The 23,399-nt window shown below is 64.8% G+C and carries 22 protein-coding genes; 10 read left to right on the forward strand and 12 right to left on the reverse strand.

Annotation, left to right across the window (positions count from 1 at the left end):
• Position 1 precedes the first annotated feature (1 nt).
• Positions 2-832 (reverse strand): dienelactone hydrolase family protein, encoded by an 831-nt coding sequence (locus HXX15_RS03555; RefSeq protein WP_296512721.1) that lies wholly within the window; start codon positions 830-832, stop codon positions 2-4.
• Positions 833-1,013: 181 nt separating this feature from the next.
• On the opposite strand from HXX15_RS03555, the gene HXX15_RS03560 reads away from it, so the two are divergent.
• Positions 1,014-1,241, forward strand: coding sequence for a DUF2093 domain-containing protein (locus HXX15_RS03560; protein WP_296512723.1), 228 nt, complete (start codon positions 1,014-1,016; stop codon positions 1,239-1,241).
• A 43-nt stretch (positions 1,242-1,284) separates the two neighbouring features.
• Here HXX15_RS03560 and lpxK read toward each other — a convergent pair whose 3' ends face one another.
• From lpxK to HXX15_RS03585, 5 genes are all read right to left on the reverse strand, one after another.
• On the reverse strand, positions 1,285-2,304 hold the full coding sequence (lpxK, locus tag HXX15_RS03565; RefSeq protein ID WP_296512726.1) for a tetraacyldisaccharide 4'-kinase: 1,020 nt from the start codon (positions 2,302-2,304) through the stop codon (positions 1,285-1,287).
• Entirely contained in the window at positions 2,297-3,601 is a 1,305-nt protein-coding gene (locus tag HXX15_RS03570; RefSeq protein ID WP_296512728.1) for a 3-deoxy-D-manno-octulosonic acid transferase, read from the reverse strand. The genes lpxK and HXX15_RS03570 overlap by 8 nt, the downstream gene beginning before the upstream one ends.
• Positions 3,602-3,721: 120 nt before the next feature.
• A complete protein-coding gene (locus tag HXX15_RS03575; RefSeq protein WP_296512730.1) occupies positions 3,722-3,967 on the reverse strand; it encodes a DUF4170 domain-containing protein in 246 nt (81 codons plus the stop codon).
• A gap of 39 nt (positions 3,968-4,006) precedes the next feature.
• Entirely contained in the window at positions 4,007-4,819 is an 813-nt protein-coding gene (locus tag HXX15_RS03580) for a 3'(2'),5'-bisphosphate nucleotidase CysQ (RefSeq protein WP_296512733.1), read from the reverse strand.
• On the reverse strand, positions 4,806-6,218 hold the full coding sequence (locus HXX15_RS03585) for a TldD/PmbA family protein (protein WP_296512735.1): 1,413 nt from the start codon (positions 6,216-6,218) through the stop codon (positions 4,806-4,808). The genes HXX15_RS03580 and HXX15_RS03585 overlap by 14 nt, the downstream gene beginning before the upstream one ends.
• 296 nt (positions 6,219-6,514) lie before the next feature.
• Between HXX15_RS03585 and HXX15_RS03590 the strand changes: the two genes are divergently transcribed.
• Positions 6,515-7,039 (forward strand): DUF6101 family protein, encoded by a 525-nt coding sequence (locus HXX15_RS03590; RefSeq protein ID WP_296512737.1) that lies wholly within the window; start codon positions 6,515-6,517, stop codon positions 7,037-7,039.
• A 6-nt stretch (positions 7,040-7,045) separates the two neighbouring features.
• On the opposite strand, the gene HXX15_RS03595 is transcribed toward HXX15_RS03590, so the two are convergent.
• Positions 7,046-8,212, reverse strand: a complete 1,167-nt coding sequence (locus HXX15_RS03595) for an MFS transporter (protein WP_296512738.1) — start codon at positions 8,210-8,212, stop codon at positions 7,046-7,048.
• 150 nt (positions 8,213-8,362) lie between these two features.
• Positions 8,363-8,788: a cupin domain-containing protein gene (locus tag HXX15_RS03600; RefSeq protein WP_296512740.1), complete on the reverse strand. Its 426-nt coding sequence runs from the start codon at positions 8,786-8,788 to the stop codon at positions 8,363-8,365.
• A 577-nt stretch (positions 8,789-9,365) separates the two neighbouring features.
• Here HXX15_RS03600 and HXX15_RS03605 point away from each other — a divergent pair.
• On the forward strand, positions 9,366-12,413 hold the full coding sequence (locus HXX15_RS03605) for an EAL domain-containing protein (protein WP_296512742.1): 3,048 nt from the start codon (positions 9,366-9,368) through the stop codon (positions 12,411-12,413).
• Positions 12,414-12,420: 7 nt separating this feature from the next.
• Here the strand turns inward: HXX15_RS03605 and ubiA are convergent, their stop codons facing one another.
• Positions 12,421-13,353, reverse strand: a complete 933-nt coding sequence (gene ubiA / locus HXX15_RS03610; RefSeq protein WP_296512744.1) for a 4-hydroxybenzoate octaprenyltransferase — start codon at positions 13,351-13,353, stop codon at positions 12,421-12,423.
• Positions 13,350-14,015, reverse strand: a complete 666-nt coding sequence (locus tag HXX15_RS03615; protein WP_296514802.1) for a hypothetical protein — start codon at positions 14,013-14,015, stop codon at positions 13,350-13,352. The genes ubiA and HXX15_RS03615 overlap by 4 nt, the downstream gene beginning before the upstream one ends.
• 192 nt (positions 14,016-14,207) lie before the next feature.
• Here HXX15_RS03615 and HXX15_RS03620 point away from each other — a divergent pair, with 192 nt between their 5' ends.
• The 6 genes from HXX15_RS03620 to HXX15_RS03645 all read left to right on the forward strand — a co-directional run bounded on the left by HXX15_RS03620 (position 14,208) and on the right by HXX15_RS03645 (position 20,241).
• Positions 14,208-14,972, forward strand: coding sequence for a 16S rRNA (uracil(1498)-N(3))-methyltransferase (locus HXX15_RS03620; RefSeq protein ID WP_296512746.1), 765 nt, complete (start codon positions 14,208-14,210; stop codon positions 14,970-14,972).
• Positions 14,973-15,101: 129 nt separating this feature from the next.
• On the forward strand, positions 15,102-16,277 hold the full coding sequence (locus tag HXX15_RS03625) for an ATP phosphoribosyltransferase regulatory subunit (RefSeq protein ID WP_296512748.1): 1,176 nt from the start codon (positions 15,102-15,104) through the stop codon (positions 16,275-16,277).
• Entirely contained in the window at positions 16,274-17,251 is a 978-nt protein-coding gene (gene hisG / locus HXX15_RS03630) for an ATP phosphoribosyltransferase (protein ID WP_296512750.1), read from the forward strand. The genes HXX15_RS03625 and hisG overlap by 4 nt, the downstream gene beginning before the upstream one ends.
• 88 nt (positions 17,252-17,339) lie before the next feature.
• Entirely contained in the window at positions 17,340-18,389 is a 1,050-nt protein-coding gene (locus HXX15_RS03635) for a glycosyltransferase family 2 protein (RefSeq protein ID WP_296512753.1), read from the forward strand.
• Positions 18,386-19,273, forward strand: coding sequence for a ChbG/HpnK family deacetylase (locus HXX15_RS03640; RefSeq protein WP_296512756.1), 888 nt, complete (start codon positions 18,386-18,388; stop codon positions 19,271-19,273). Before HXX15_RS03635 ends, HXX15_RS03640 begins: the two co-directional genes overlap by 4 nt.
• A gap of 119 nt (positions 19,274-19,392) precedes the next feature.
• Complete coding sequence (locus HXX15_RS03645; RefSeq protein WP_296512758.1) at positions 19,393-20,241, forward strand: DUF2076 domain-containing protein; 849 nt, start codon at positions 19,393-19,395, stop codon at positions 20,239-20,241.
• A 69-nt stretch (positions 20,242-20,310) separates the two neighbouring features.
• Here HXX15_RS03645 and HXX15_RS03650 read toward each other — a convergent pair whose 3' ends face one another.
• Positions 20,311-21,099 (reverse strand): L,D-transpeptidase, encoded by a 789-nt coding sequence (locus tag HXX15_RS03650; RefSeq protein ID WP_296512760.1) that lies wholly within the window; start codon positions 21,097-21,099, stop codon positions 20,311-20,313.
• Between the two features lie 285 nt (positions 21,100-21,384).
• On the opposite strand from HXX15_RS03650, the gene HXX15_RS03655 reads away from it, so the two are divergent.
• The gene (locus tag HXX15_RS03655; protein ID WP_296512762.1) at positions 21,385-22,155 is read left to right on the forward strand and encodes a protein phosphatase CheZ; all 771 of its coding nucleotides are present in this window, start codon (positions 21,385-21,387) and stop codon (positions 22,153-22,155) included.
• 11 nt (positions 22,156-22,166) lie between these two features.
• Here HXX15_RS03655 and HXX15_RS03660 read toward each other — a convergent pair whose 3' ends face one another.
• On the reverse strand, positions 22,167-23,381 hold the full coding sequence (locus HXX15_RS03660) for an MFS transporter (RefSeq protein WP_296512765.1): 1,215 nt from the start codon (positions 23,379-23,381) through the stop codon (positions 22,167-22,169).
• Positions 23,382-23,399 lie beyond the last annotated feature (18 nt).

Consider the following 23,399-nt stretch of genomic DNA (forward strand, 5'->3'; position numbering starts at 1 on the left):
GCTACCGGCCCAGCCATTTGACGACCCGCTTCTGCGCGTCGTCGCGGGCGACAGGATCGCTGCCGAGATGACCGTGATCGGGGCCGTCCGACGCCGCCGAGATCATCCCCAGCGGCAGATCCGCCCGGTCGAAATCCTGATAGGCGCCGGGATAGACCACGATTCGCGCCAGCGCACTGCGTCCGCGGGCGCCGTCGATCATCTGCCGGCACGCCACGGGCGAGCTGATATCGTCGTTTCCGCCGATCATCAGCAGCGTCGGAACCCGCGCGCTCCATCCCAGCCCCGATGACAGCCGGCAGTCGGGATAGAACACCACCGCGGTGTGAAAATCCGGCTCGCGCTTGCCGATCGCCAGTTGCGGCCGCACCGCCCACAGCACGGCGCTGGCGCCGTTGCCCCAGCCCAGCAGGCTGATCCGATCGGGCGCGACCCAGCTCTGCTTCGCCAGCCATTGCCGCGACGCCAGGATATCGGTGACGCGCTCGCGCCGCGCCAACACGCGGCGATCCTTGACTCGGCATTGCGGTCCCAATTCGCGCGAGGCGTAGCTGTCGGGCAGCAATACGGCGCGGCCGGTCTTGAGCAATTGTTCGGCCCAATCGGCGTAGCGCGGTTGGATCGGCTCCAGTCTTGCCGCCAATCCACCGCAACCATGCAGCGCGATCACCGCCTGGAACGGTCCGTCGCCATCGGGCTTGTAGAGCGTCGCATGCAGCACGCCATCGGCGCGCGGAATCTCCACCACGATCGGCGCTGGCAGCGACGATGCGCTGGCGGCGTGGCTGACGGCGAACAACGCCGCGGACGTCAAGATTGACAGCAGGCGCATCGCGCGTCCCCAGTCGCCGGGGTTTTCCGGCAAACGCCACGATATCACGCAGGAAAATCCCGGATTCATCACAAGTGAGTGGTTTGCAAAGCGGCCGCTGCGACATATTTATGGTAGACGGTATTGTGGGTTGCGTGGCCGGAGATTGAAATTTTCCGCCTGAATTTTCTGGAGAACAGCCGTGCTGAATAAATTCGGCCCCTCGGGCTCGGGCGAAGCCCAGGTGCAATATCTGGACGGCGACTTCCGCGTGATCTCACCCGGCACCTATGTGCGCTGCGCGATCACCGGGGTGCATATTCCACTGGACGAGTTGAAATACTGGAGCGTGGATCTGAAGGAAGCCTATTCGGTTCCGAGCGCCGTGCTGCAGCGGCATTTTCCCGCCGCGCTGAAGCCGAAGGCCTGATCCCGCGGTCGTCGTCGCCCCAAACTGCGGAGCTGATCCGCGATCAGTGAGCGCGAAACGATTTCGCGCGTGCTTCGGCGAGTCGATCCACCATGAAGCGGCGCAGCCTCGCCGGGTCGTCGAACTTCAGAGTGACGGCGAACGCAACGATCTTCGCCGCAGGCGATGCTACATCGCCGCCGAGCCGCGCCAGATCCTTCTGGGTGGTCACCAGGGCCAGCCCGTCGCGGCAGGCGGCATCGATCAGGCCATCGATTTCGGCTGCCGAAAAGGAATGATGATCGGGAAACGGTTTTTCCGCGACGACGTCCACGCCGCTCTTGCGCAGCGTTGCGAAGAAGCGTTGCGGATCGCCGATGCCGGCAAAGGCCAGCACGCGCTTGCCGGTCAGCGCGACGACCGAAGCGTCGTCGGGTTTCAGATGCGCGCGCAGCACCAGACCGCCTTTGGCTTCGACTGCGGTCGCCACCGCGGCGGCGGCGGTGCCGTCGCCGACGATGACCAGCGCATCGGTGCGCGCTAGTTGCGGCGGCAGCGGCGCGCGCAGGGGACCCGCCGGAAACACCCGACCATTACCCAGCCCGCGATCGCCATCGATCACGATCAGCGACGTATCCTTGACCAGCGCCGGATTCTGAAATCCGTCGTCCATCAGGATCACGCTGGCGCCGCGCGAGCGCGCCAGCGCTGCACCGGCGACGCGGTCCCTGGCAACCACGACGGGCACCCGACGCGCCATCATCAGCGGCTCGTCGCCGACGTCGGCAGCGACATGCCGTTCCGGATCGACGCTGACCGGGCCGCGCAGCCGTCCGCCATAACCGCGGCTCAGAACCACGGGCACCTCGTCCAGTTCCCGCAGCAACTCGACCAGCGCCAGCGTCGTGGGCGTCTTGCCGGCACCGCCGACGTGAAAATTGCCGACGCAGAACACCGGGACGCCAACCTCGACGCCGGACCACGTCATACGCTGCGCGGCAACGGCGCCGTAGACAGCGCCGAGCGGCATCAGCAATCGTCCTACCCACGATGACGGCCGGTGCCAGAAGGCCGGCTCATGCATCGGCTGCTCCCATCTCGATGCGCAATTGCAGCAGATAGGGTTCGAGCACCGCCAGGGTGCGATCGAGCGCGCCGCCGAGCCGATCGACCACGCGAGTCGCGGCATCGATCGAGATCTGTCGCGCCGCCGGATCGGCCAGCAACTTCCCGAGCCGCTTCACCAGCGCATCAGCATCGGCGGCCTGATAGGCGCCGCCGGCGCCGTCGAGCGCTTTGTACACCTCGGTGAAGTTGGAAACGTGCGGCCCGTGTACCACCGCAGCGCCGAGCTTGATCGCCTCGATCGGATTTTGACCGCCATGCTCGACCAGCGAGCCGCCCATGAACACGATCGGCGCCAGCCGGTAGAACAGCCCGAGTTCACCCATGGTGTCGGCGACGTAGATCGCGGTCGCCGCGGTCGGCAGTTCGTCGCGCGACCGCAACGCCACCTGCAGGCCCGCGGCTGCGATCATGCAGGCCACCGACTCGCCGCGATGCGGATGCCGCGGCACGATCACAGTCAGCAGCGACGGAAAAATGCCGCTCAGCGTCTGATGCGCCTGCAGCAGCATTTCCTCTTCGCCCGGATGGGTCGAGGCCGCCACGATCACCGGCCGGCCGCGCGTCACCGCCATCAGCCGCTCCAGCTTGGCGGGGTCCGCCGGCGGCGGTTCGACGTCCATTTTCAGGTTGCCGGTGGTGATGACGTTACGGCTCCCGAGCGCCACGAAACGCTCGGCGTCAACGCCGGATTGCGCCATGCAGATATCGAACCTGCCGAGCAAGGCACCAATGGTCGCCGCCGCGCGGCGCCAGCGCGGAAACGACCGCTGCGACATCCGGCCGTTGATCAGCACCATCGGCAGCCGCCGCGCGGCGCTGGCCAGGATCAGATTGGGCCACAGGTCGGACTCGATGAACAGCGCCAGGCTCGGCCGCCAATGATCGAGAAAGCGCGCGACAAAGCGTGGCGAATCATAGGGCACGAATTGATGGATGATGTCGGCCGGGAATCGCTTGGCGACTACCGCCGCGGAGGTCACGGTGCCCGAGGTCAGCAGGATCTGAATCTTCAGCGCCCGCAGCCGTTCGATCAGCGCCGCGGCGGCCAACACCTCGCCGACGCTGGCGCCGTGAATCCAGACCAGTGGCCCCGGCGGCCGGGCGGTGTTGCTGATGCCGCGCCGCTCATTGACCCGCGCGGGGTCTTCCTTGCCGTATTTCAGCCGCCGGCCGATTAACACCGATGCCAGCGGAGCGGCGGCCGCCGACAGCCTCTGATAGGCGCGCAGCGTCCAAGGTAATTGATCAGCCATGATCGGCCTCGCCTGCCGCCGCGGCGGCCGCGCATCCTACCAGCCGTTCGGATCGGCTTAGGCGGGCCCCGGCGACAAAGCGGCGAGCGCCGGTACGCGACGAATTGTAGGACGACATGGTCAGCGCGGAGATTTCGCGTCTTGACCGGGATCGAGCAGCCGATGGAGGTGAACGACGAAGTAGCGCATGTGGGCGTTGTCCACCGTCTGCTGGGCCTTGGCTTTCCATGCCGCGTGCGCGGTCGCGTAGCTCGGAAACACGCCGACGATGTCCAGCTTGTCGAGATCCCGGAATGTCGTGTTTTCGAGGTCCGTCAATTCGCCCCCGATTACAAGATGGAGCAATTGCTGCGCATTGTCCGACATCAAAATGATCCTTGCCACGGCAAACGGAAGCGCGAACGGTCAGCCCACGGAGCGATCGCGAAAATGCTCGACGATATGAGCATGACGGTCGCGCCCCGCAGCGACCAACACGCCATGGGTGACCTCGGGACGGTTGTAAACGATCGCGTCGCCCGCGAGAGTGGTCATTCTACCATTCGCTTCGTGCACGATCAAATCCGCAGCCGCAAGGTCCCAGTCACGACTTTGGCCGCCGGCAAACGCGGCGTCGAGCTGGCGGTCAGCGACCCGACACAGCCGCAGCGCCAGCGACCCGATCCGCGGATGCAAGGTTGCGCCAGCGGGCATCGCCAGCCGCTCGACCAGCGGCTTCGGCCCCGCCACCTTGGAAAAATCGAGCGCGATGCCCTCGGTGGCGCGCAACGCAGCGCCGTTGAGCGAAGCACCCTCGCCACGCGCGGCGAAAAAGAACTCCTCGGTGGCGGGAGCGAATACCGCAGCCAACAAGGGCGACGCATTCGCGACCAACGCGGCCGAGACGCACCAGTCCTCGCGACCGGCAAGATAACCGCGGGTGCCGTCGATCGGATCGATGATCCAGACCAGCGATTTGTCCAGCCGCGCGGAATCATCGGCGCTTTCTTCGGACAGCCAGCCGTAGTCCGGCGTGGCGTCCTGCAGCCGGTCGCGGATCAGGTCGTTGACCGCGATATCCGCCTCGGACACCGGAGACGAGGCCCCTTTGGTCCAGTTCCGCAATTCGGTGCGAAACATCTTGAGCGCCAGCGCGCCGGCCTCCCGGACGGTCCTCTCCAACAACGCGGCGTCGCGCTTCAGGTCTTGCGGGTCAGCGACGACACTAGCGTCCGGCAATCGTCAGTCCCTCGATCCGCAGCGTGGGTGCATTGATGCCATATCGGAAGCTGAGATCGTTCGCCGCGCGCAGCGATTTGTACATTTCAATCAGATGTCCGGCAATCGTCACTTCGCTCACCGCATAGGTGCATTCGCCGTTCTCGATCCAGAATCCGGCAGCGCCGCGACTATAATCGCCGGTGACGCCATTGACGCCGGAGCCGATCAGGTCGGTGACGTAGAACCCCTCCTTGATGTCGGACATCAATTCGGCGGGGGTCTGTTCGCCGGGCTCGAGGTGAAGATTGTAGGGACCGGGTGACGGCGACGACGAAACGCCGCGGTGGGCGTGGCCGGTGGTGGTGAGCCCGAGCTCGCGCGCGGTCGCGCAATCCAGCAACCATGAACTCAGCACGCCGTCGTCGACGACCGCGAGCCGCTTCACCGCGACGCCCTCGGCGTCGAACGCCTGCGAGCGCAGCCCGCGCACGCGCAGCGGATCGTCGACGATCCGAATGTGGTTGTCGAATAGCCGCTCGCCGAGACGGTCCTTGAGAAAGCTGGTCTTACGCGCGATCGAGGCGCCGTTCGCGGCATTGACCAGATGGCTGACCAGCGAGCCCGCCACTCGCGGATCAAAGATCACCGGCACCTTGCAGGTCGCGGCCTTGCGCGGATTGGCCCGCGCCACGGTGCGCTCGCCCGCGGTTCGTCCTACGATTTCAGGGGACAGGAGATCGACCGCGTGCAGCGCCGAGGTGTGGTCGTAGTCGCGCTCCATGGTGGTGCCGTCGCCGACGATCGCGGTCATCGAGATGCTCTGCCTGGAGCGCAGATAGGTGCCGTGGAAGCCGGTCGAGGTCACCAGCACCATGCCGCCGATGCCCGACGAGGCCGAGGCGCCGCCCGACTTGCTGACGCCCTTGACGGCGAGTGCCGCGACCTCCGCCTCGCAGGCGCGGCGTTCCAGTTCGGCGGTCGACGGCGTTTGCGGATCGAGCAGATCGAGATCGGGAAAATCCCGCGCCAGCAGCGAGGGATCGGCGAGCCCGACATATTTGTCGTCAGGCGCGACGCGCGCCATCGCCACCGCGCGTTCGGCGAGTTTGGCGACGCCGTCGCCACTGATGTCGTTGGTCGACACCACCGCCTGGCGGCGACCGACCAGCACCCGCAAGCCGACGTCGTCGCCTTCCGAGCGTTCGGATTCCTGCACCCGGCCGTCGCGCACCTCGACGCCCTGCGAGACACCCCGCACCGCCACCGCATCGGCGGCATCGGCGCCGGCGCGTTTGGCGGCCTCGACCAGGCGCTGCGCCAGCGTGCTGAGCGCGGACTGATCGAACAGGTCCGCATTGGCGGAGCGCCCGGAGGACGATGTCGAGCCGGATGATGTCGCGGTTGGTGAAGAGATCACAAATGAAATCCCGAGGATTGAAGGCAGCGCGCGGGCGGCTGCGAGGAGGATGGACAACCCATGAGATGTGCCTGTTTGGCGCGGACTTCAACCATGCAACCGGCATTGGCGCAAAAGATTATCGGCAATTGTGCAACGCCTCGTCAATCATGTCGGCGAAGGATCTGTCAATCATGCGCAGCAATGCAATGCCAGTGAGATCCGATTAACCAGCCTTTTTAAGCGATTTCGGACGCAGCTCTGGCACGCTCTCACCCATCGACCGGGACAATAATTCCGGCGGGGAGAACACAGCCGTGAGGCGTCAAACAGCAATAGGCGGGGCCTATCCCGCTGGGTCGAGCCGTGCATTGCGGCTCGACCCTCTTTCACTGCCGGTCCGCTTCGACGCACAGGATATGCGCGCCGACGGCGGAATCCGGCAAGTCGAATTGCACCGCGAACGAGTCATCCTGCGCCGCGCTATCGGCGGCATGCGGATGGCGGTCAACGTTCGGGTCAGCGACTTTCTCGGGATCGCATCGCGCGGATTGGACAACGCTCGGATGCTGGTGCTGGTGCATCGCGATCCGTCGCTGTCGATTCCGCTGTGCGTCAGCGCCGACGCCGACGAGATCGAGACCGCATGGCAATTGTGGAGCGACATCTTCGCTCTGCCGCAGCTGCCGGACGTCAAGCCGTGCGAGCCGGCGCAGCGCCGCCGCCGTCACAACGCGATCCGGGCGCGGCGGCCGAAATTCCTGGTACGACGTCGCGCGGGAGGTCTGCTGAACCCGGCGGCCATGTATCAAGGCGAACGCGAGATTATCGCGCGGGAGTGATGAGGGTCAAACTGGCTGCGGCAATCGGCGGGTCAGCGCGATCCGCTGAAACAACCACAACAGCGCCGGGCACAACAAGGCGACCGCACCGCCGAAGTCGAACGCCGCTGCGGCGGTGCCAGCCGCCCTCGAATAAGCGCCCGCGAGCATCGGCCCCATCATCATGCCGAGATAGAACACGGTATAGAACACCCCCATACCGATGGCCCTGGTTCCCGGAAGCAGCGATCGGGCCGGCAGGCTCATGATCGGTCCCGCCGCCAGCCCGCCTGCCAGCCCGAGTGCAACCACGCAAGGCATCACCGCTTCGATCCGCGTGATCGCGAACAACAGCCCCCCAGACAGCACGCATCCGGCGACGATGACGGACTCCGCGCGACCGATCCGGTCCGCGAGCCACCCGCCGAGCGGAACCGACACCGCAGCGAGCCAGAGCACCGTGCTGATCGCGGCGCCGGCCTGGGTGATCGACCAGCCGCGCTCGACCAGCATCGACGGCCCGAAACTGAAAATGATCGCGAAGCCGATATTGTACAGGCTCCAGATCGAGCCTGCGACGATCACGGAAACCAGCGTGCCACGGTCAAGCCGGACGCCGTCGATCCTCGCCGCCGTCGACCGTGGCGGAGGCTGGTAGATCGTCGTCAGCAGCATCCCGCACGCCACCAGTCCGATCACCGTCAGATACACGGCGTTGACGCCGGCGGCCACGCCGATCGGCGGCAGCAGCAGCAGCGAGATTGCAACTCCGACAGGCCAGGAATTGACGAAGATCGCCATCGCGGTGGCGATCTCGCGGCCGACGAACCAGTCGGCTACCATCTTCGTCATCTGGACGTTGAGCAGCACACCGCCGGTGCCCGCAACCAGCCGGCCCGCGAGCTGGCCGCTCCAGCTGGTCCACAACGTCATGATCAGGCCGCCGGCGAACATCAGCCCGAGACCGACGAACACCGCGCGCTTGTCGCCGATCCGCTGACCGATCGCACCCCCGGGTAACGCCAGGACAATTCCCGGCGTGAAATAGAGGCCGATCAGCAGTCCGACGCCGGCGATTCCGATATCGAAATTGTCGCGCAGCAGTGGAGCCACCGCAGCGACACTCTGGAACTGAAACGCCATCGTCGCGCGAACCGCGAACAGCACGGCAAGCATCACCCAGCGGCTACGCATGTGCCCTCTCGTTTGTCGCGGTCGATCGAAATGCGTCGATTGCGAAAGTGTCGGCTCGGCAGCGGACTATGCCGACCTCGCATTTCGAGAAAATCGATCCGGAGCACGACGTTTGATCCGGATCGTGATCGCTGGATATCGACCTAACTATCAGGCCGGAGTCGCGAGCGGCTTGCCCTTCTCGACCACATAGGTGCTGGTGAGACGGACCTTGCCTTCGGATGCCTTGCCGCCAGCATGCGGCGTATTGGGCGGCACCTGAAATCCATCCCCTGCCTTCAGGATGCGGGTCGCCTGGCCTTCAATCGGCAACTCGAGGCTGCCTTCGATCACATAGCCGGATTCGATTCCCGGATGGGTGTGCCGTCCGACCGGAATCCCGGCCTCGATTTCCGCCTCGACGATGATCGTCACATATCCCGGCATTGGGCCATCGGTCTGCGACAGCACCTTCCGCTTGACCCCGGGGGTCGGTGCGGGCGCCGTGCCCTGCGCCGATGCGTCGGTTGCGATGAACCCGGTCACTGCGCAGATCGCGCAGGATGCAAGACCGGCGAAGCCTCGTCGTGTGAGCATGGTGGTCCTCCCTGTGGTGTCCGGATCACAGCGTCCGGACTTCCGAGCCAGCAACCGGACGCACTGGGCGGTCACCGATTGCGTCTTGATTGTTCTCCGCCGGATCGGGTTTTGCAACGTCGAACTCTGCCGCACTGCGGTGCCGCGATTCGCCGCTGACTTCGGGAAGAAAACCCACGTCCGTACCAGGCGCAACGTTTGGATCGAGTTCGAGAGCGGCACCAGCGGCTCTCGTAGAGGCAACGACCGATCTTGAGACGGTCCTCAGAGCTATAATCAGCCGGGCGATCAGGACCGCTTTAGTCGCGGATTGGCTCGGGCCGGGTCCGCTATCCGACCAGACGGCGGCAATTGAGTTCCGGTCCGCTCGGACCGACGTCTCCCCGCCATCCGGCCATTCAATGAAGTCCGACTTAAGCCCCCACTAACTACAATTGCTAACGACGCTTCCACCTGTCGCGTGCAACCGTGTCGTAGGCGGGGGCGAAATGAAAAAATCTCTTTCAGGCGGCAATGACGATCGACGAGCAGCAAACCGGAGTTCCGACCGGGTCGGTTGGGAACTGCGGCTGCGACGATGACGCCGCATGGTTCCCGTCCGTTCCGCTGGGTTGTCGTCTGCGGTGCGCTGCTGATTCTGGCGATCGCGGTCGGAACCGCGACCATGATCGGTCACTTCCGCGACCGGGCGATCGCGAACAGCGAGCGCGAGCTTGAAAACACCGTATCACTGCTCGCGCGGCACTTTGACCAGCAGTTTGAAGATCTCGAGACGATCCAAAGCAGCCTGATCGACTACATGCATGCGGCCGGGATCAATTCTCCGGACGACTATGAACGCAAGATGTCCGGTCGCGACGTCCATCTCATGCTGGAGACCAAGCTCAGCGGATTGTCCTATATCGGCGGCCTCAACCTGTTCGACCAGAACGGGACGCTGATCAATTCATCAGGTTTCTGGCCGGTTCCAGAGGTCAACGTCGCAGATCGGAACTATTTCAAGGAATTCAAATTCAACCCTCGGTCGGCGGCGATATTGGTCGAGCCGGCCTACAGCCGCGTCACGGGAGCCTGGACGATCATCCTGGCCCGCAAGCTGGTCGGGCCGAACGGCGAGTTCCTCGGGTCCATCGGCAGAGGCGTCGAACCGGCTTACTTCGAGAAATTTTTCTCGTCGCTGGCTCTCGGAGAAGGCGGCGCGATCACCATGTTTCATCGCGACGGGACCTTGCTGGCCCGCCACCCGAGCATCGAACCGATCATTGGACGCAATTTCAAGACCGGGCCGCTGTTCCAGAACGTGTTGTCAAAGGCAAGCTACGGGACGACCCGGCTGCTGAGTCAGCTTGACGGCCGGGATCGGTTGGCCGCCGCCCAGGTTCTGAAACGTATCCCGATCGTCGTCGCGGTGACCACGACCGTATCCGCTGCGCTGGCCGACTCGCAGCAGCAAACCAGATTTCTGGTCGGCATGGCCGGTCTGTTTGCGCTGGTGATCTTTGTCATGCTTCTGATGATCGTGCGCCAGCTGTCGCAGGACCACAAGACGTCCAGACGCAAGCTGGCGCAGGAAAAGCAGCGGCTCGACATCGCCCTCAACAACATGACGCAGGGGTTGCTGCTGTTCGATGCAGCGGGACGGATCGTATTCTGCAATCGGCGTTACATCGAGATGTACGGACTATCGCGCGATGTGGTCACGCCAGGCTGCAGCTTTCGCGATCTGATGGCGCATCGAAGGGATACCGGATCGTTCCGGGGCGACGTCGACGATTTTTGCGAGCGTGTCCTGCACGACCTCGCGGTGGAGCAAACAACCCAGATCGTGATCGAGACCGTCGACGGGCGTTCAATCCAGGTCGTGAACGAGCCCTTGGCAACCGGGGGATGGGTCGTCACCCACGAGGACATCACGGAGCGGCGCAAAGCCGAGAGCAAGCTGGAAAAGACCCAAAGGCTGCTCAACGGCGTGATCGAACACATGCCGGCGATCCTCAGCGTCAAGGACGTTCGCACCCGCACTTACCTGATCGTGAATCAGGCCGCCAGCCTGCTGTTCGGTCTTCGGAGCGAACAGATGATTGGAAAGACTGCCCATCAATTGTTCGAACAGTCCCAGAGCGAATATTTCGACGGGCATGACAGCGACGCCATCCGCTCCGGCGGAATTTCGGTGGTGCATGAGCATACCGTGACGAATCGGTGCCGCGACACACGTGTGTTGACCACGACGAAGCTGACAATTCCGGATGAAGCGGGCGCGCCTGAATATCTGATCAGCTTTTCCGAGGACATCACCGAGCGGCGCCAAGCCGAAGCCAAAATTTCCCATCTGGCACATCATGACGTCCTGACCGGTCTGGCCAATCGCATGTTGCTGCGCGAGCGGCTCGAGACCGCGCTGTCGTCAGGACGGCAAGGCGTCGTGCAGGCGGTGTTCTACGTGGATATCGACCACTTCAAGAGCATCAACGACACCTTCGGGCACGCGATGGGCGATGAGCTTCTCAAAGCAGTCGCCGGCAGGATGAGCCGCTGCGTGAGTGATGTCGACACGATCGCGCGTCTCGGCGGCGACGAATTTATTATCTTTCTGACAAGCCTCAAAGACGCGTCGGAAGCCGAACGTTTCGCCCAGAAGATACTGGAGATCGTCGGCGAACCGGTTCAAATCGGCGATCGGATTATCGACGTCGACCTCAGTATCGGGATCTCCATTGCGCCGAATGATGCGACCTCGTCGGATCAGCTGCTCGCGAATGCGGATGCGGCGCTGTACGAAGCCAAGGCCGCTGGTCGAGGTCGGTACTGCTTTTTCAAGCGCGAATTCGATACCAAAATCAAGAACAAGCGTATACTTGAACTCAACCTTCGCGCGGCTCTGGCGAAGGACGAAATCGAGATCCACTACCAGCCGATCATCAACCTTCGCGACGGCAGGATTAACGGCTGCGAGGCGCTGCTGCGCTGGCGCCATCCCGAGCAAGGCACGATCTCACCCGCCGACTTCATCCCTGTTGCCGAAGCGACCGGCCTCATCAACCAACTTGGCGACTGGGTACTGAACAAGGCCTGCGCCGAGGCCGCAACCTGGCCTGGTGACATCAGACTCGCGGTCAATGTCTCGCCGATTCAGTTCAGGAGTCAGACCCTGGCGCTGAAGGTGGCCGCCGCACTTGCGTCGTCAGGCCTTTCAGCAGGCAGACTGGAACTGGAAATCACCGAGGCGGTTCTGATCGGCGATGACGAGGCGGCACTCGCCATGTTGCATGAACTGAGGGAGATCGGGGTGCGCATCGCGCTGGACGATTTTGGAACCGGCTATTCCTCGCTCAGTTATCTGCAACGCTTTCCGTTCGACAAGATCAAGATCGACCGCTGCTTTATCAAGGATATCGCGGAGCCCGACGGGTCATCCTGCATTGTGCAGGCGGTCGTGAACATCGCCGCCGCGCGCCACATGACCACGACGGCGGAAGGCGCGGAGACGCAACAGCAACGGGACATTCTCCGCCAGCTCGGCTGCACCGAGATGCAGGGCTTTCTGTACAGTCCGGCGGTCCCCGCGGCAGAGCTCGCGCGACTGTTGCTTGCGCGTCGTGACAGGGCGGCGGGCGCGACCTAGATCAAACTCAACCGGCCCGCAACGCCGCATCCACCAGCAGCCCCGCCGCCAGCAGCAGGCCGGCGTCGCGGTTCGACTTGAACAGCCGCAGGCACCGCGCAGTGTCGCGGATGTCGAGCCTAGCGATCTGCCAGGCCAGATGAGCGGCGAACATCGCAAGGCCGAGCCACGCCGGCCAGCGCGCATCGGCCAGCATCAGCGCCGCACCGATCAGCGCCACCGCGAGGCCGTAGAACGCCATTAGCGCCGGCGTGGTGCGCGCGCCGAACAACAGCGCGGTCGACTTGATGCCGATCAGCAGATCGTCCTCGCTGTCCTGATGCGCGTAGATGGTGTCGTAGCCGATCACCCAGGCGATCGAGCCGGCATAGAGAAAAAGCGCCGCGACATCGATCCGGGCGAGCGTCACTGCGAACCCCATCAGCGCGCCCCATGAGAAGGCGAGCCCGAGCACCACCTGCGGCCAATAGGTGATCCGCTTCATGAACGGATAGGCCGCGACGATGATCAGAGATGCGATGCCGGTGGCGATCGCGAAGGCGTTGAACTGCAGCAGCACGGCGAGCCCGACCAGTGCCTGCAATACCAGGAAAGCCAGTGCCTGGATCACCGTGACCTGGCCCGCCGGAATCGGCCGAGAACGCGTCCGCTCCACCTTGCCGTCGAGATCGCGGTCGGTGATGTCGTTCCAGGTGCAGCCGGCGCCACGCATCGCGAACGCTCCGATGAAGAACAGAGCCAGGAAGCCGGGAAGTCGGGACAGATCGTGGGCGACACCCGCGGCGATCGCCGCCGACCACCAGCACGGCAACAGCAGCAGCCAGGATCCGATCGGCCGGTCGAGCCGGCACAGCCGCAGATAAGGCCGCGACCATAGCGGCGCGTGGCTGTCGACCCAGTTGCCGGTCGCATCCGCAACACGGGTTGCCGCGCCGCTCATCGCGCGAGCACGTTGCCGTTGAGGGTATCGAAGGTGGTTCCGCCGTTGCGCTTCGCCGTCACGTTCGCTTCGGGAAGCGCCGACGACGATCCCAAAACGTCACTCAGGCTCGGTCCGATCGGGCCGCGCTGCTGCTGCTGTTGCGCCACGTTGCAAACCCGTTGCTGCATCGCCTCGGTGTTCTTGTGGCCGGCTCTGAGCTGCTTGGCGATCTCCGGCGGGATTCCGCATTTCTGACTGTTGGTCTCGACGTATTTGACCATCTTGATTTCCGCCTTCGCGAATCCTGCGATCAGCTTGCAGGCTTCGTCGGGGGGCGCATGCCGGTCGCCGGCAGCCTTGATCGCGGCGCCGCGCTTTTCGGCGTCCTGGCGCAGAACCATGAACCCCTTCATGCATTCGTCGTCGCCGGGCGGCGGCCCGGCCTGCGGCGCGCTGAACGCCCCGCCGGCAACTGGCGCTGCGCCCGCGGACGGAAATGGACTTGGCGCCGAACTGATCGGCGCCGCGGGAGCGCCATTGACCGGTGGAAACGGCGAAGCCCCGCTTGGCGCGGCAGTTTGATTGGGGAGCGGCGCAGGAAACGCTCCCTGCGCAAAGGCAGCACCCGCATGGGCAGCGAACACCGCCATCGTCAGTGGCACAATCAAACGTCGGATGATCAAAGCTGCTCCTCCGGCAAAGTTCGATGGTCCCCAAGAGATCCGCCATCCGGCGGTCGGCGATCGGGGCCTTTTACGATTCCTGCCAGCCCTTAACAACCCGTCGAATTGGGCGACAGCGCGGCGCTTCGCCGCTCCGACGCTGATATTGCCGGAGCTTTAGGCTAAAAGCCGCCGAAAGGAACCTTGGTCATGAGTCGAACCGATTTTCGCAGTCCCCGGCTGTTCGTCGATGCCGCACTTGGCGTTGGTGCAAAGGTGCCGCTCGAGCGCGATCAGAGCAACTATCTCGGCAATGTGCTGCGGCTGGCCGCGGGCGCCACCGTGCTGGTATTCAACGGCCGCGACGGCGAATGGCTTGCCGCGATCGCGGGCTCCAAGCGGCCCGACCGCCTTGATGTCATCGCCCAGGCCCGGCCGCAGGATCGTCTGGCCGAGCTCGCCTACGTGTTCGCGCCGCTGAAGCACGCGAGGCTCGATTACATGGTGCAAAAGGCGGTCGAAATGGGCGCCGGGGCGTTGCGGCCGGTGCTGACCCGCCATACCCAGGTCAGCCGGGTCAATACCGAGCGGATGCGCGCCAACGTTGTCGAGGCCGCCGAACAATGCGGGATTCTAAGCATCGCGACGGTCGATGAGCCGGTCACGCTGGAGCGGTATCTGAGCCAGCGCCGGGAACAGCCGGAGGGCCAGCGACTGATGGTATTCTGCGACGAGGCCGCCGAGATCGCCGACCCGGTGGTGGCGCTGCACGGCGCCCGCGACGCGGCCGCGCGCGGCATCGACCTGTTGATCGGCCCAGAGGGTGGATTCGCCGAGGAGGAACGGGAACTGCTGCTGCGGCAGCCTAATATCCTGAGACTGGCGCTGGGGCCCCGGATCATGCGGGCGGATACCGCGGCAGTGGCCGCGCTGGCGCTGGTGCAGGCGGTTGCGGGGGATTGGAAAGGTAATTAGGTAGTATTCGACTTTTGCCTCGGCGCCCGGTTAAGCCACTTCACCGATCGCGGGTCGAAACTCCGTTGCGGCCATGTTAAGGGCTGCGCCGACCGCACGCTGCCCCTGCCGATATTGCTGGACCTCGACATGACCAAGACCGCCGCCCCTCGCGCGACCGGATCCGCCGAGTGGGCGGAAGCGCTGCTGTTATCGTTCGGCAAGGCCGGCTATCTGCAGGCTCACCCGGCGATCCTGCAGCCGGCGGAACCGTTTCTCGACTTGTCGGGCGAGGACATCCGCAAGAGCCTCTACCTCACCACCGATGCCGGCGGCGAGGAACTCTGCCTTCGCCCGGACCTCACCATTCCGGTGGCGCGGGACTACCTGGCCTCGGGTGTCGCCGGCCAGCCGGCCGGGTTCTGTTATCTCGGCCCGGTGTTCCGCCAGCGCGGCGGCAAGCCGAGCGAATTTCTCCAGGCTGGGATCGAATCCTTCGGGCGCCAGGACCGCGCCGCGGCGGACGCCGAAATGCTGGCGCTCGGGCTCGAGGCCACCGCCGCGTTCGGCCTCACCGACATCGATAACCGGACCGGTGACGTCGCGCTGTTCGCCGCCCTGGTCGAGGCGCTCGACCTCTATCCGGTGTGGCGGCGGCGGCTGATGAAGGATTTCAACCGCAAGACCAGCCTGGCGCAGGATCTGGAACGCCTCACGCTCGCCACCGGAACCAGCCGCAACGAGTATGAGGGCGTGCTGGCGGCGCTCGCCGGAAGCGACCGCAAGGCGGCGCTGGCGCTGGTCACCGACCTGATGTCGATCGCCGGCGCCAGCAATGTCGGCGGCCGCTCGGTCGCCGAGATTGCCGACCGCTTTCTCGAACAGTCGACGTTGAAGGGCGGCGCCCTTCCGCGCGACGCGCTGGAGAAGATCAAACGATTCCTCGCCATCGCCGGCGATCCAAACCAGGCACTCGGGCAGCTGCGCGCGCTGGCGGCCGATGCCAAGCTCGATATCAACGCCGCGATCGATCAGTTCGAGAGCCGGATCGGCTTCATGGCCGCACGCGGCATCGACCTCACCAAGACCCGGTTCTCGACCTCGTTCGGGCGCGGCGTCGATTACTACACCGGCTTCGAATTCGAGCTGCACCGCAAGGGCGATGGCGACGAGCCGCTGGTTGCGGGCGGACGCTACGACGGGCTGATGACCCAGCTCGGCGCCGCCGCACCGATCCCCGCGGTCGGGTTCTCGATCTGGATCGAGGCAATGACCCAATCCGGCCGCAACCCGGCCACAGCCGGCCTGCCCGGGAGCGCGTCATGACCACGCCATTCGTGCTTGCGGTTCCGTCCAAGGGGCGGCTGCAGGAAAACGCCGAAGCGTTCTTTGCCCGTGCCGGCCTCGCGCTGGCAAAGCCGCGTGGCGTCCGCGACTATCGCGGCACCATCGCCGGGCTCGACAATGTCGAGATCGCTTACCTGTCGGCGAGCGAGATCGCCTCGCAATTGGCGCGCGGCGCGGTGCATCTCGGTATTACCGGCGAGGATCTGATCCGCGAAAACATCGTCGACGCCGACAAGAAAGTCGCGCTGATCGATAGCCTCGGCTTCGGCGGCGCCAATGTGGTGGTCGCGGTGCCGCAAGCCTGGATCGACGTTCGCACCATGGCCGATCTCGACGACGTCACCACCGGATTTCGCGCCCAGCACAATCGCCGCATGCGGGTCGCGACCAAGTACATCAACTTGACGCGCGGCTTCTTTGCCTTGCATGGCGTGGTCGATTATCGAATCGTGGAAAGCGCCGGCGCCACCGAAGGCGCCCCCGCGGTCGGCACCGCCGAGATGATCGTCGACATCACCAGCTCCGGCGCGACGCTCGCGGCCAACGGCCTCAAGGTGCTCGACGACGGCGTGATCCTGCGCAGCCAGGCCAATTTGGTGGCCTCGCGCGACGCCGACTGGAGCCCGGAGGCACTGGAAACCGCGCGTGTCATCCTCGACCACATCGCCGCGCGCGCCCGTGCCAATAAATACAAGGAAGTCCGCACCCGCTTCGCGGGCTGCGACGCAGCCCTACTGGCGGAGGCGCATAACCGTTTCGGGGTGGTCTCGCCGTTCGGCGGGCCGACCTCGTCGGGGATGATCACGCTGCACTGCCCCCCGGCGCAGCTCTATGCGCTCGGCAGCTTCCTGCGCGAACACGGTGCCGACACCGTTTCGGTCGCCTCGCTGGAGTACGTGCTGGACCGGGACAATCCGCTGTTCAGCAAACTTGCAGCATTCCTCGTGCAATAATGGCGCGGATGCCGCTGTGCCGTCCTGGCGACAGCGGGCGGCAATTGCCATATGTTGAGCATGACTGCTTTCTCGTGGAAACCGATCAATGATGCTGGGATCTGACGTCTCTGGCCTGTCCGCCAGCGCCGGCTCGACCGCGGCCCTGGGGCTGTCGATCGTGGTGCCGGTCTACAACGAGGCGTCCGGGCTGACAGTTCTGCATGACCGGCTGACCGCAATGGCCGCGAAACTGCGCCAGCGCCATGGCTTGGCCTGCGAGGTGGTCTACGTCGATGACGGCAGCGCCGACGCCACGCTCAGCATCGCCCGCGGCCTGCCGGCGGCGGCGCTCGACGTCCAGGTGGTGTCGCTGTCGCGCAATTTCGGCAAGGAAGCCGCATTGATGGCGGGACTCGACCACGCCCGGCGCGGCGCGGTGTTGTTCATGGATGGCGATGGTCAGCATTCCCCGGAACTGGTCGAGAAGCTGGTCGCCTATTGGATCGATGACGGCTACGACGTCGTCTATACGGCGAAGGCCCACCGCGACAACGAGTCGTGGCTGCGGCGCACCGCGGTTCGCAGCTTCTACGCGCTGATCAACTGGGGTGCACGGCAAAAGATCCCGGAAGATGCCGGCGACTTTCGCCTGCTGTCGCCCCGCGCCGCCGCGGCGCTGCGGCAACTTCCCGAGCGTAACCGTTTCTTCAAGGGCCTCGCGAGCTGGATCGGCTTCCGCCAGATCCGCGTCGACTACGAACCGGCGCCGCGGGCGCACGGCATCACCTCTTTCAGCCCAGCGAGACTGGTCGGGCTCTCGATCGAAGGGATCACGTCGTTTTCGGTGGCGCCGTTGCGGATCGCCAGTCTGCTTGGACTGCTGCTGGCGTTCGGGGCTTTCCTGTTCGGTCTTTCGATCCTGTGGGAGACCCTCGTGACCGGCCATTCGGTGCCGGGCTATCCGTCGCTGGTGATCGGCCTGATGACGATCGGCGGCGTCCAATTGATCATGATCGGCATCGTCGGCGAATATATCGGCAAGATCCTGTCCGAGCTGAAGGCGCGGCCGATCTATTTCGTCGCCGAGCACAGCGTCAAGCGCGCCGAGCTGGATGTCGTTCCGGGCCAGCCCCAACGAACAGCCGCCGCCGAATGAGCGAGGCCGCGCCGCGCCGAATCTGGCTGTGCGCCGACGATTACGGCATCAGCCCGGGCGTCAACCGCGCGATCCGCGACCTGATCGAACGCCGGCGCATCAATGCCACCTCGGTGATGGTGGTCGGCCCGGCGATCGGCCGCGACGAGGTCCGCGCGCTCAACGATGCGATGACCGCTAATCCGGAATGCGCGATCGGCCTGCACGCCACGCTGACCGCGCCGTTCTGTCCGTTGACGATGCATTTTCGTCCGCTACATGGCGGGTTGTTTCTGCCGCTGGGCAAGAAATTGCAGGCCGGCCTGCTGCGGCGGTTCGACCGTGAAATCATTGCCGCGGAACTGACGGCGCAGATCGCCGCCTTCGTCGCGCTGTTCGGCCGGGTGCCGGACTACGTCGACGGCCATCAGCACGTGCAACTGTTTCCGCAGGTGCGCGACGCCTTCCTGACGGCGGTACAAGCCGCGGCGCCGAATGCCTGGGTGCGCCAATGCGGCCGCGTGCGACCGCTGGCGCAACGGCTCGGCAAACCGAAGGCGTTGTTGCTTGATGTTCTGAGCGTGCAGTTTCGTGCCCGCGCCGCGCGAGCCGGCGTCGCTTTCAATTCCGGATTCGCCGGCGCCTACGATTTTCATAAGCAGACTGATTTCGCCGCGCTGATGGGCGGATTTCTCGAGGGTTTGCCCGATGGCGGGCTGGTGATGTGCCATCCCGGCCATGTCGATGACACCCTGATCAGCCTCGATCATTTTACCCACCAGCGCGAGCGCGAGCATGCCTTCCTCGCCGGCGATCAGTTGCTGTCGCTGCTTGCGGCCAGCAACGTCGTCCTGGCCGCGCCAACAGCCGATCCCCCCGCAAGCGCCGTTGCGCCCCCTACATAAATTTAATCCGGCGCGGCACTTATTGCGTCACAAAGCGTCCTTACATCTCCCACGCCCGCGCGACGAGTCACCTCGGTGAAGCGACCACGTGAGGTAATGCGATGCTTAGGGAGACCATCATGACCCCGCAAGAACGCCAACTGGTTGACGACCTATTCGAGAGGCTCGCCCGCGTCGAAGCCACCCCACGCGATCCGGACGCCGCCGAGGCGATCACGCAGGGGCTGCGAATTGCGCCCAATGCGACCTACGCATTGGTGCAGACCGTACTGCTGCAGGACGAAGCCCTGAAGCGGGCGCACGACCGCATCCAGCAACTGGAAGGCGCCGGCGAGCCCGCGCAGCCGCGCGGCGGATTTTTGGATTCGATGCGCGAGACGATTTTGGGCCGCGACCAGTCGCAGCCGCGCGGTTCGGTGCCGAATGTTCGCCCGCCCGATCTTGGAGGCCGTCCGGTTTGGAACACCGGACAGGTGCTGGGGTCGACCGAACGGCCTTCCGATTCCCGGCAGGATCGGCCCTACAATGAGCCGCAAGGCGGGCAGTATGGTCAGCCGCAGCCGGGACAGTACGGCTCCTATGGCGTGCCGCAGGCGCCGATGGGCGGAGGCGGGGGCTCGTTCCTCGGCACCGCGGCGGCGGCCGCGGCCGGCATGGTCGGCGGATCGCTGCTGCTCGGCAGCATCCGCTCGATGATGGGCGGCAATCAGCACAGCTTTGGCGACCAGTCCGCGCTCGGCGGGGGTGGCGGCCACAGCCCGTGGAGCGGCGATCAGTCCGGCGGCAATCTCGCGCGTGACGCCGGCCTCAACGACATCGGCAACAACAACGGACCGTCGGGGCATCGGGCCGATGACAGTTCGTCACGTCAGGGAATGTTCGACCAGGCGTCGAACGACGACCACGACGACATGGATCTGGATTCGGACGATTTCGACGGCGGTGGCGGCGACAGCGACTTCGCCTGAGCATCGAACCGCAACAACGCAAACGGCCGCCCGATCGCAGGCGGCCGTTTCTGTTGGTGTCTAGACCTTTCAGATCACGATGACCCGCGCACCGACATTGACGCGGCCATAGAGATCGATGACGTCCTCATTGCGCATCCGGATGCAGCCCGACGAGACGTTGGTCCCGATCGTCCACGGCTCGTTGGAGCCGTGAATCCGATACAATGACGAGCCAAGATACATCGCGCGGGCGCCGAGCGGATTTTGCGGGCCGCCTTCCATGTGGCGCGGCAGATCAGGACGGCGCGCCAGCATTTCCGGCGGCGGGGTCCAGGCCGGCCATTCCTTCTTCGCCGAAATCGTCTTCACGCCAGACCAGGTGAAGCCGGGCCGACCGACGCCGATGCCATAGCGCAGCGCCTTGCCGTTGCCCTGCACCAGGAACAAGAACTTGTTCGGCGTATCGACCACGATGGTGCCGGGGCTTTCCTTGCCGTGATAATCGACGAACTGCTTTTCGAATTTCGGATCGAACGTCGGGTGCGCCGGCTCGATCGCCTCCTCCTGCTGCCGCATCGCTTGCTGCGGCTCGATCGGCGGCAGCAACTGGCGACGCTGGTCGTAGCGCGGCTGGTAGACCGGCTGCTGTTCGTAGTTCGACTGGCCGCCGTCACTAAACAGGAATTCGATGAACCCGCCGCCCATCGAGGAGCGCGACGCGGATGCGGTGCGAACCGGCGGCGGCGGCGCGGGCTGACGGGCGTAGATCACGGTGGGCTCGACGATCGATGCGGCTTCAAACGCCACCGCCTGATGCAGTCCCGCGCCGAGGCAGGACACACTGGTAAGAAACGCAACTGTGGACTTTCTGAACATCGACGTACTCTGCACTGTTTCGCCGTGGATGCGCCCGAGAGCGCCTGTGAACGTGCTTAACTAAAACCAAAACAGCCTCGGTTTGGTAAACAGAACCGGCGTTTCGATTCACCACGTCGTCAACGACGCGGTGTTCTTTCCGACAGCGTTTATTTTCAGTGAATCCGCGGACGCCATGGTTAATCGTTGGTGTCCGTGCGTCGACCAAAGCGAGATTGCCCGCGTGAACGCGTCGTTAAACAGATAGCACTATCAAGGTGTATTGATTGGAACTGGGATGAACCGATGTCGATCCAACGCAAGCGCTTTCGTATTGAAGAACTCACGCTCGGAACTTCGCCGATCCTTGCAGACATCGGCAACGACAGCGGTCCCGGTCACCGCGAGATCATGACCGAGCTGCGCGCGATCCGCGAGCAGATGTCCAGACCGCACCGGGTCGGTCAAAGCACCAAGGAAATCGACGAGTCGGTCGCGCACGAGGCCGCGGAAGCAAAGGCGATGCTGGCGACCTACCGCGCCCAGATCGAGCAATGCGAGAAGCTCAAGATCGAGCTCGACCTGATCCACGACGCGATCAACCAGACCAAGCGGGAAATCGCGGTTCTGCATACCAAGAGTTTCAACGGCGAGGAGATGGCCAAGGTCAACGGCGAGCTGGGCGCCGTGGTCGGTGGAACAGAAGAGGCGACGCAACAGATCCTCGAGGCCGCCGAGGCGATCGATCTGGCCGCGAGCGCGCTGACCAAGGTGAACTCGCCCGATCAGCAGAAGCTGCTCAGCGAGGAAATCCAGGAGCGCGTGATCTCGATCTTCGAAGCCTGCAACTTCCAGGACCTGACCGGCCAGCGCATCAACAAGGTGATGACCACGATGAAGTTCATCGAGAACCACATCACCGTCATGATGGACATCTGGGGCGGCGTCGACGAAATCAAGGCGCACGCGCCGCCGATCGTGGACACCCGCGACGGCGACGCCAAGCTTTTGAACGGACCGAAGCTGGACGACGATGGCCACGCCTCGCAGGACGACATCGACGCGCTGTTCGACTGATCGCAACAACCTCAACGCCGCGTGGCGACGCGCGGCGGCCTGATCGCCAGGAAACAGCCCAGCGCCACCACGGTGCCGGCCAGTCCGAACGCGATCACCACCGGATCGGACAGGCGCTCGACCGCGGACGCCACCACGAACGGCGCCAGCGCCTGAACAAACAGCGCGGGCCGCGCGATCCGGCCGATCACCCGCCCATAACCCACCGGACCAAACATCAGCAGCGGCAACGCGCCGCGCGCGATTGTCATCACCCCGTTGGCGGCGCCGAAAGCGACGCAGAACAGCGCCGCCACCGGCACCGATATTCCGACCAGGGCCAGCATCGCGAACGACAACGCCATCAGCGTGATCGCGCCACGGGCGATCCATAACGGATGGGTGCGGCCGGCCAGCAGAAAATCGACCAGTCTTGCGGCGACCTGGGCCGGACCGAACATCGCCCCGAGCGTCACCACGGTGGCTGCACTGATGCCGCCGCGCTGCAGCATCGCCAGCAGATTCGAGGTGACCCCCGAGAGGATGAAGGCGTACAGCGCGAATGCCGCGGCCAGCAGGACGAACGGCCAGCCCTCTGGCTGCATCAGCGGATCGGGGACGACGATGGGGTTCACCGCAGCCGGCAATGGTGTCACCGCGACCGCCGCTGTCCGCGGCAATGCGAAGCCGTGCAGTGGCGCGATCACGCAGGCCATCACCGCCGCGAAGCACAGATAGGTACCGCGCCATCCGACGTGCTCGAGCAGGATCTGCGTCGCCGGCCAGCCAACCGTGGAGGCGAAGCCGCCGGCGAAAGTGACGAAGATGATCTGCCGCCGCGCCGAGGTTCCGAACAGCCGCGCCAGCGTGGTGAAGGCCGGATCATACAGCGTCGAGGCCATCGCCGCGCCGATCAGCAGCCAGCTCGCAAGGTAGATCGGACGCTGATCCGCGGTGGCCAGCAGCGCGAGGCCGAGCGCGCCAGCGAGCGCCCCCGATGACATCACGATATTGCCGCCGTGACGATCGATCAGGCCGCCGACGATCGGCGCCATCACCCCCGATGTCACCAGCCCGAGTGAAAATCCGGCCATGCAGAACGCCAGCGACCAGCCATGCGCGGCCGCGACATGCGGCATGGTCAGGACCGGCGGATAGATCAGCATGCCCCAGCATAGGATCTGGGTCACCGAGAGAACGACGACAGCGCGTTGAGGCCCCAGCAACAGGTTGCGCAGTCGCCCCATCAGATCATGACGTCAGGC

The sequence above is a fragment of the Rhodopseudomonas sp. genome (assembly GCF_013377015.1).
Taxonomy (GTDB): Bacteria; Pseudomonadota; Alphaproteobacteria; order Rhizobiales; family Xanthobacteraceae; genus JARJEH01.

Bases quoted from the DNA above. Each gene is read 5' to 3' on its own strand.
- HXX15_RS03555 (WP_296512721.1), bottom strand. From the start codon at position 832: ATGCGCCTGCTGTCAATCTTGACGTCCGCGGCGTTGTTCGCCGTCAGC.
- lpxK (WP_296512726.1), bottom strand. From the start codon at position 2,304: ATGCATGAGCCGGCCTTCTGGCACCGGCCGTCATCGTGGGTAGGACGA.
- HXX15_RS03570 (WP_296512728.1), bottom strand. From the start codon at position 3,601: ATGGCTGATCAATTACCTTGGACGCTGCGCGCCTATCAGAGGCTGTCG.
- HXX15_RS03575 (WP_296512730.1), bottom strand. From the start codon at position 3,967: ATGTCGGACAATGCGCAGCAATTGCTCCATCTTGTAATCGGGGGCGAA.
- HXX15_RS03595 (WP_296512738.1), bottom strand. From the start codon at position 8,212: ATGCGTAGCCGCTGGGTGATGCTTGCCGTGCTGTTCGCGGTTCGCGCG.
- HXX15_RS03600 (WP_296512740.1), bottom strand. From the start codon at position 8,788: ATGCTCACACGACGAGGCTTCGCCGGTCTTGCATCCTGCGCGATCTGC.
- HXX15_RS03605 (WP_296512742.1), top strand. From the start codon at position 9,366: ATGACGCCGCATGGTTCCCGTCCGTTCCGCTGGGTTGTCGTCTGCGGT.
- ubiA (WP_296512744.1), bottom strand. From the start codon at position 13,353: ATGAGCGGCGCGGCAACCCGTGTTGCGGATGCGACCGGCAACTGGGTC.
- HXX15_RS03620 (WP_296512746.1), top strand. From the start codon at position 14,208: ATGAGTCGAACCGATTTTCGCAGTCCCCGGCTGTTCGTCGATGCCGCA.
- HXX15_RS03625 (WP_296512748.1), top strand. From the start codon at position 15,102: ATGACCAAGACCGCCGCCCCTCGCGCGACCGGATCCGCCGAGTGGGCG.
- hisG (WP_296512750.1), top strand. From the start codon at position 16,274: ATGACCACGCCATTCGTGCTTGCGGTTCCGTCCAAGGGGCGGCTGCAG.
- HXX15_RS03635 (WP_296512753.1), top strand. From the start codon at position 17,340: ATGATGCTGGGATCTGACGTCTCTGGCCTGTCCGCCAGCGCCGGCTCG.
- HXX15_RS03640 (WP_296512756.1), top strand. From the start codon at position 18,386: ATGAGCGAGGCCGCGCCGCGCCGAATCTGGCTGTGCGCCGACGATTAC.
- HXX15_RS03645 (WP_296512758.1), top strand. From the start codon at position 19,393: ATGACCCCGCAAGAACGCCAACTGGTTGACGACCTATTCGAGAGGCTC.
- HXX15_RS03650 (WP_296512760.1), bottom strand. From the start codon at position 21,099: ATGTTCAGAAAGTCCACAGTTGCGTTTCTTACCAGTGTGTCCTGCCTC.
- HXX15_RS03655 (WP_296512762.1), top strand. From the start codon at position 21,385: ATGTCGATCCAACGCAAGCGCTTTCGTATTGAAGAACTCACGCTCGGA.
- HXX15_RS03660 (WP_296512765.1), bottom strand. From the start codon at position 23,381: ATGGGGCGACTGCGCAACCTGTTGCTGGGGCCTCAACGCGCTGTCGTC.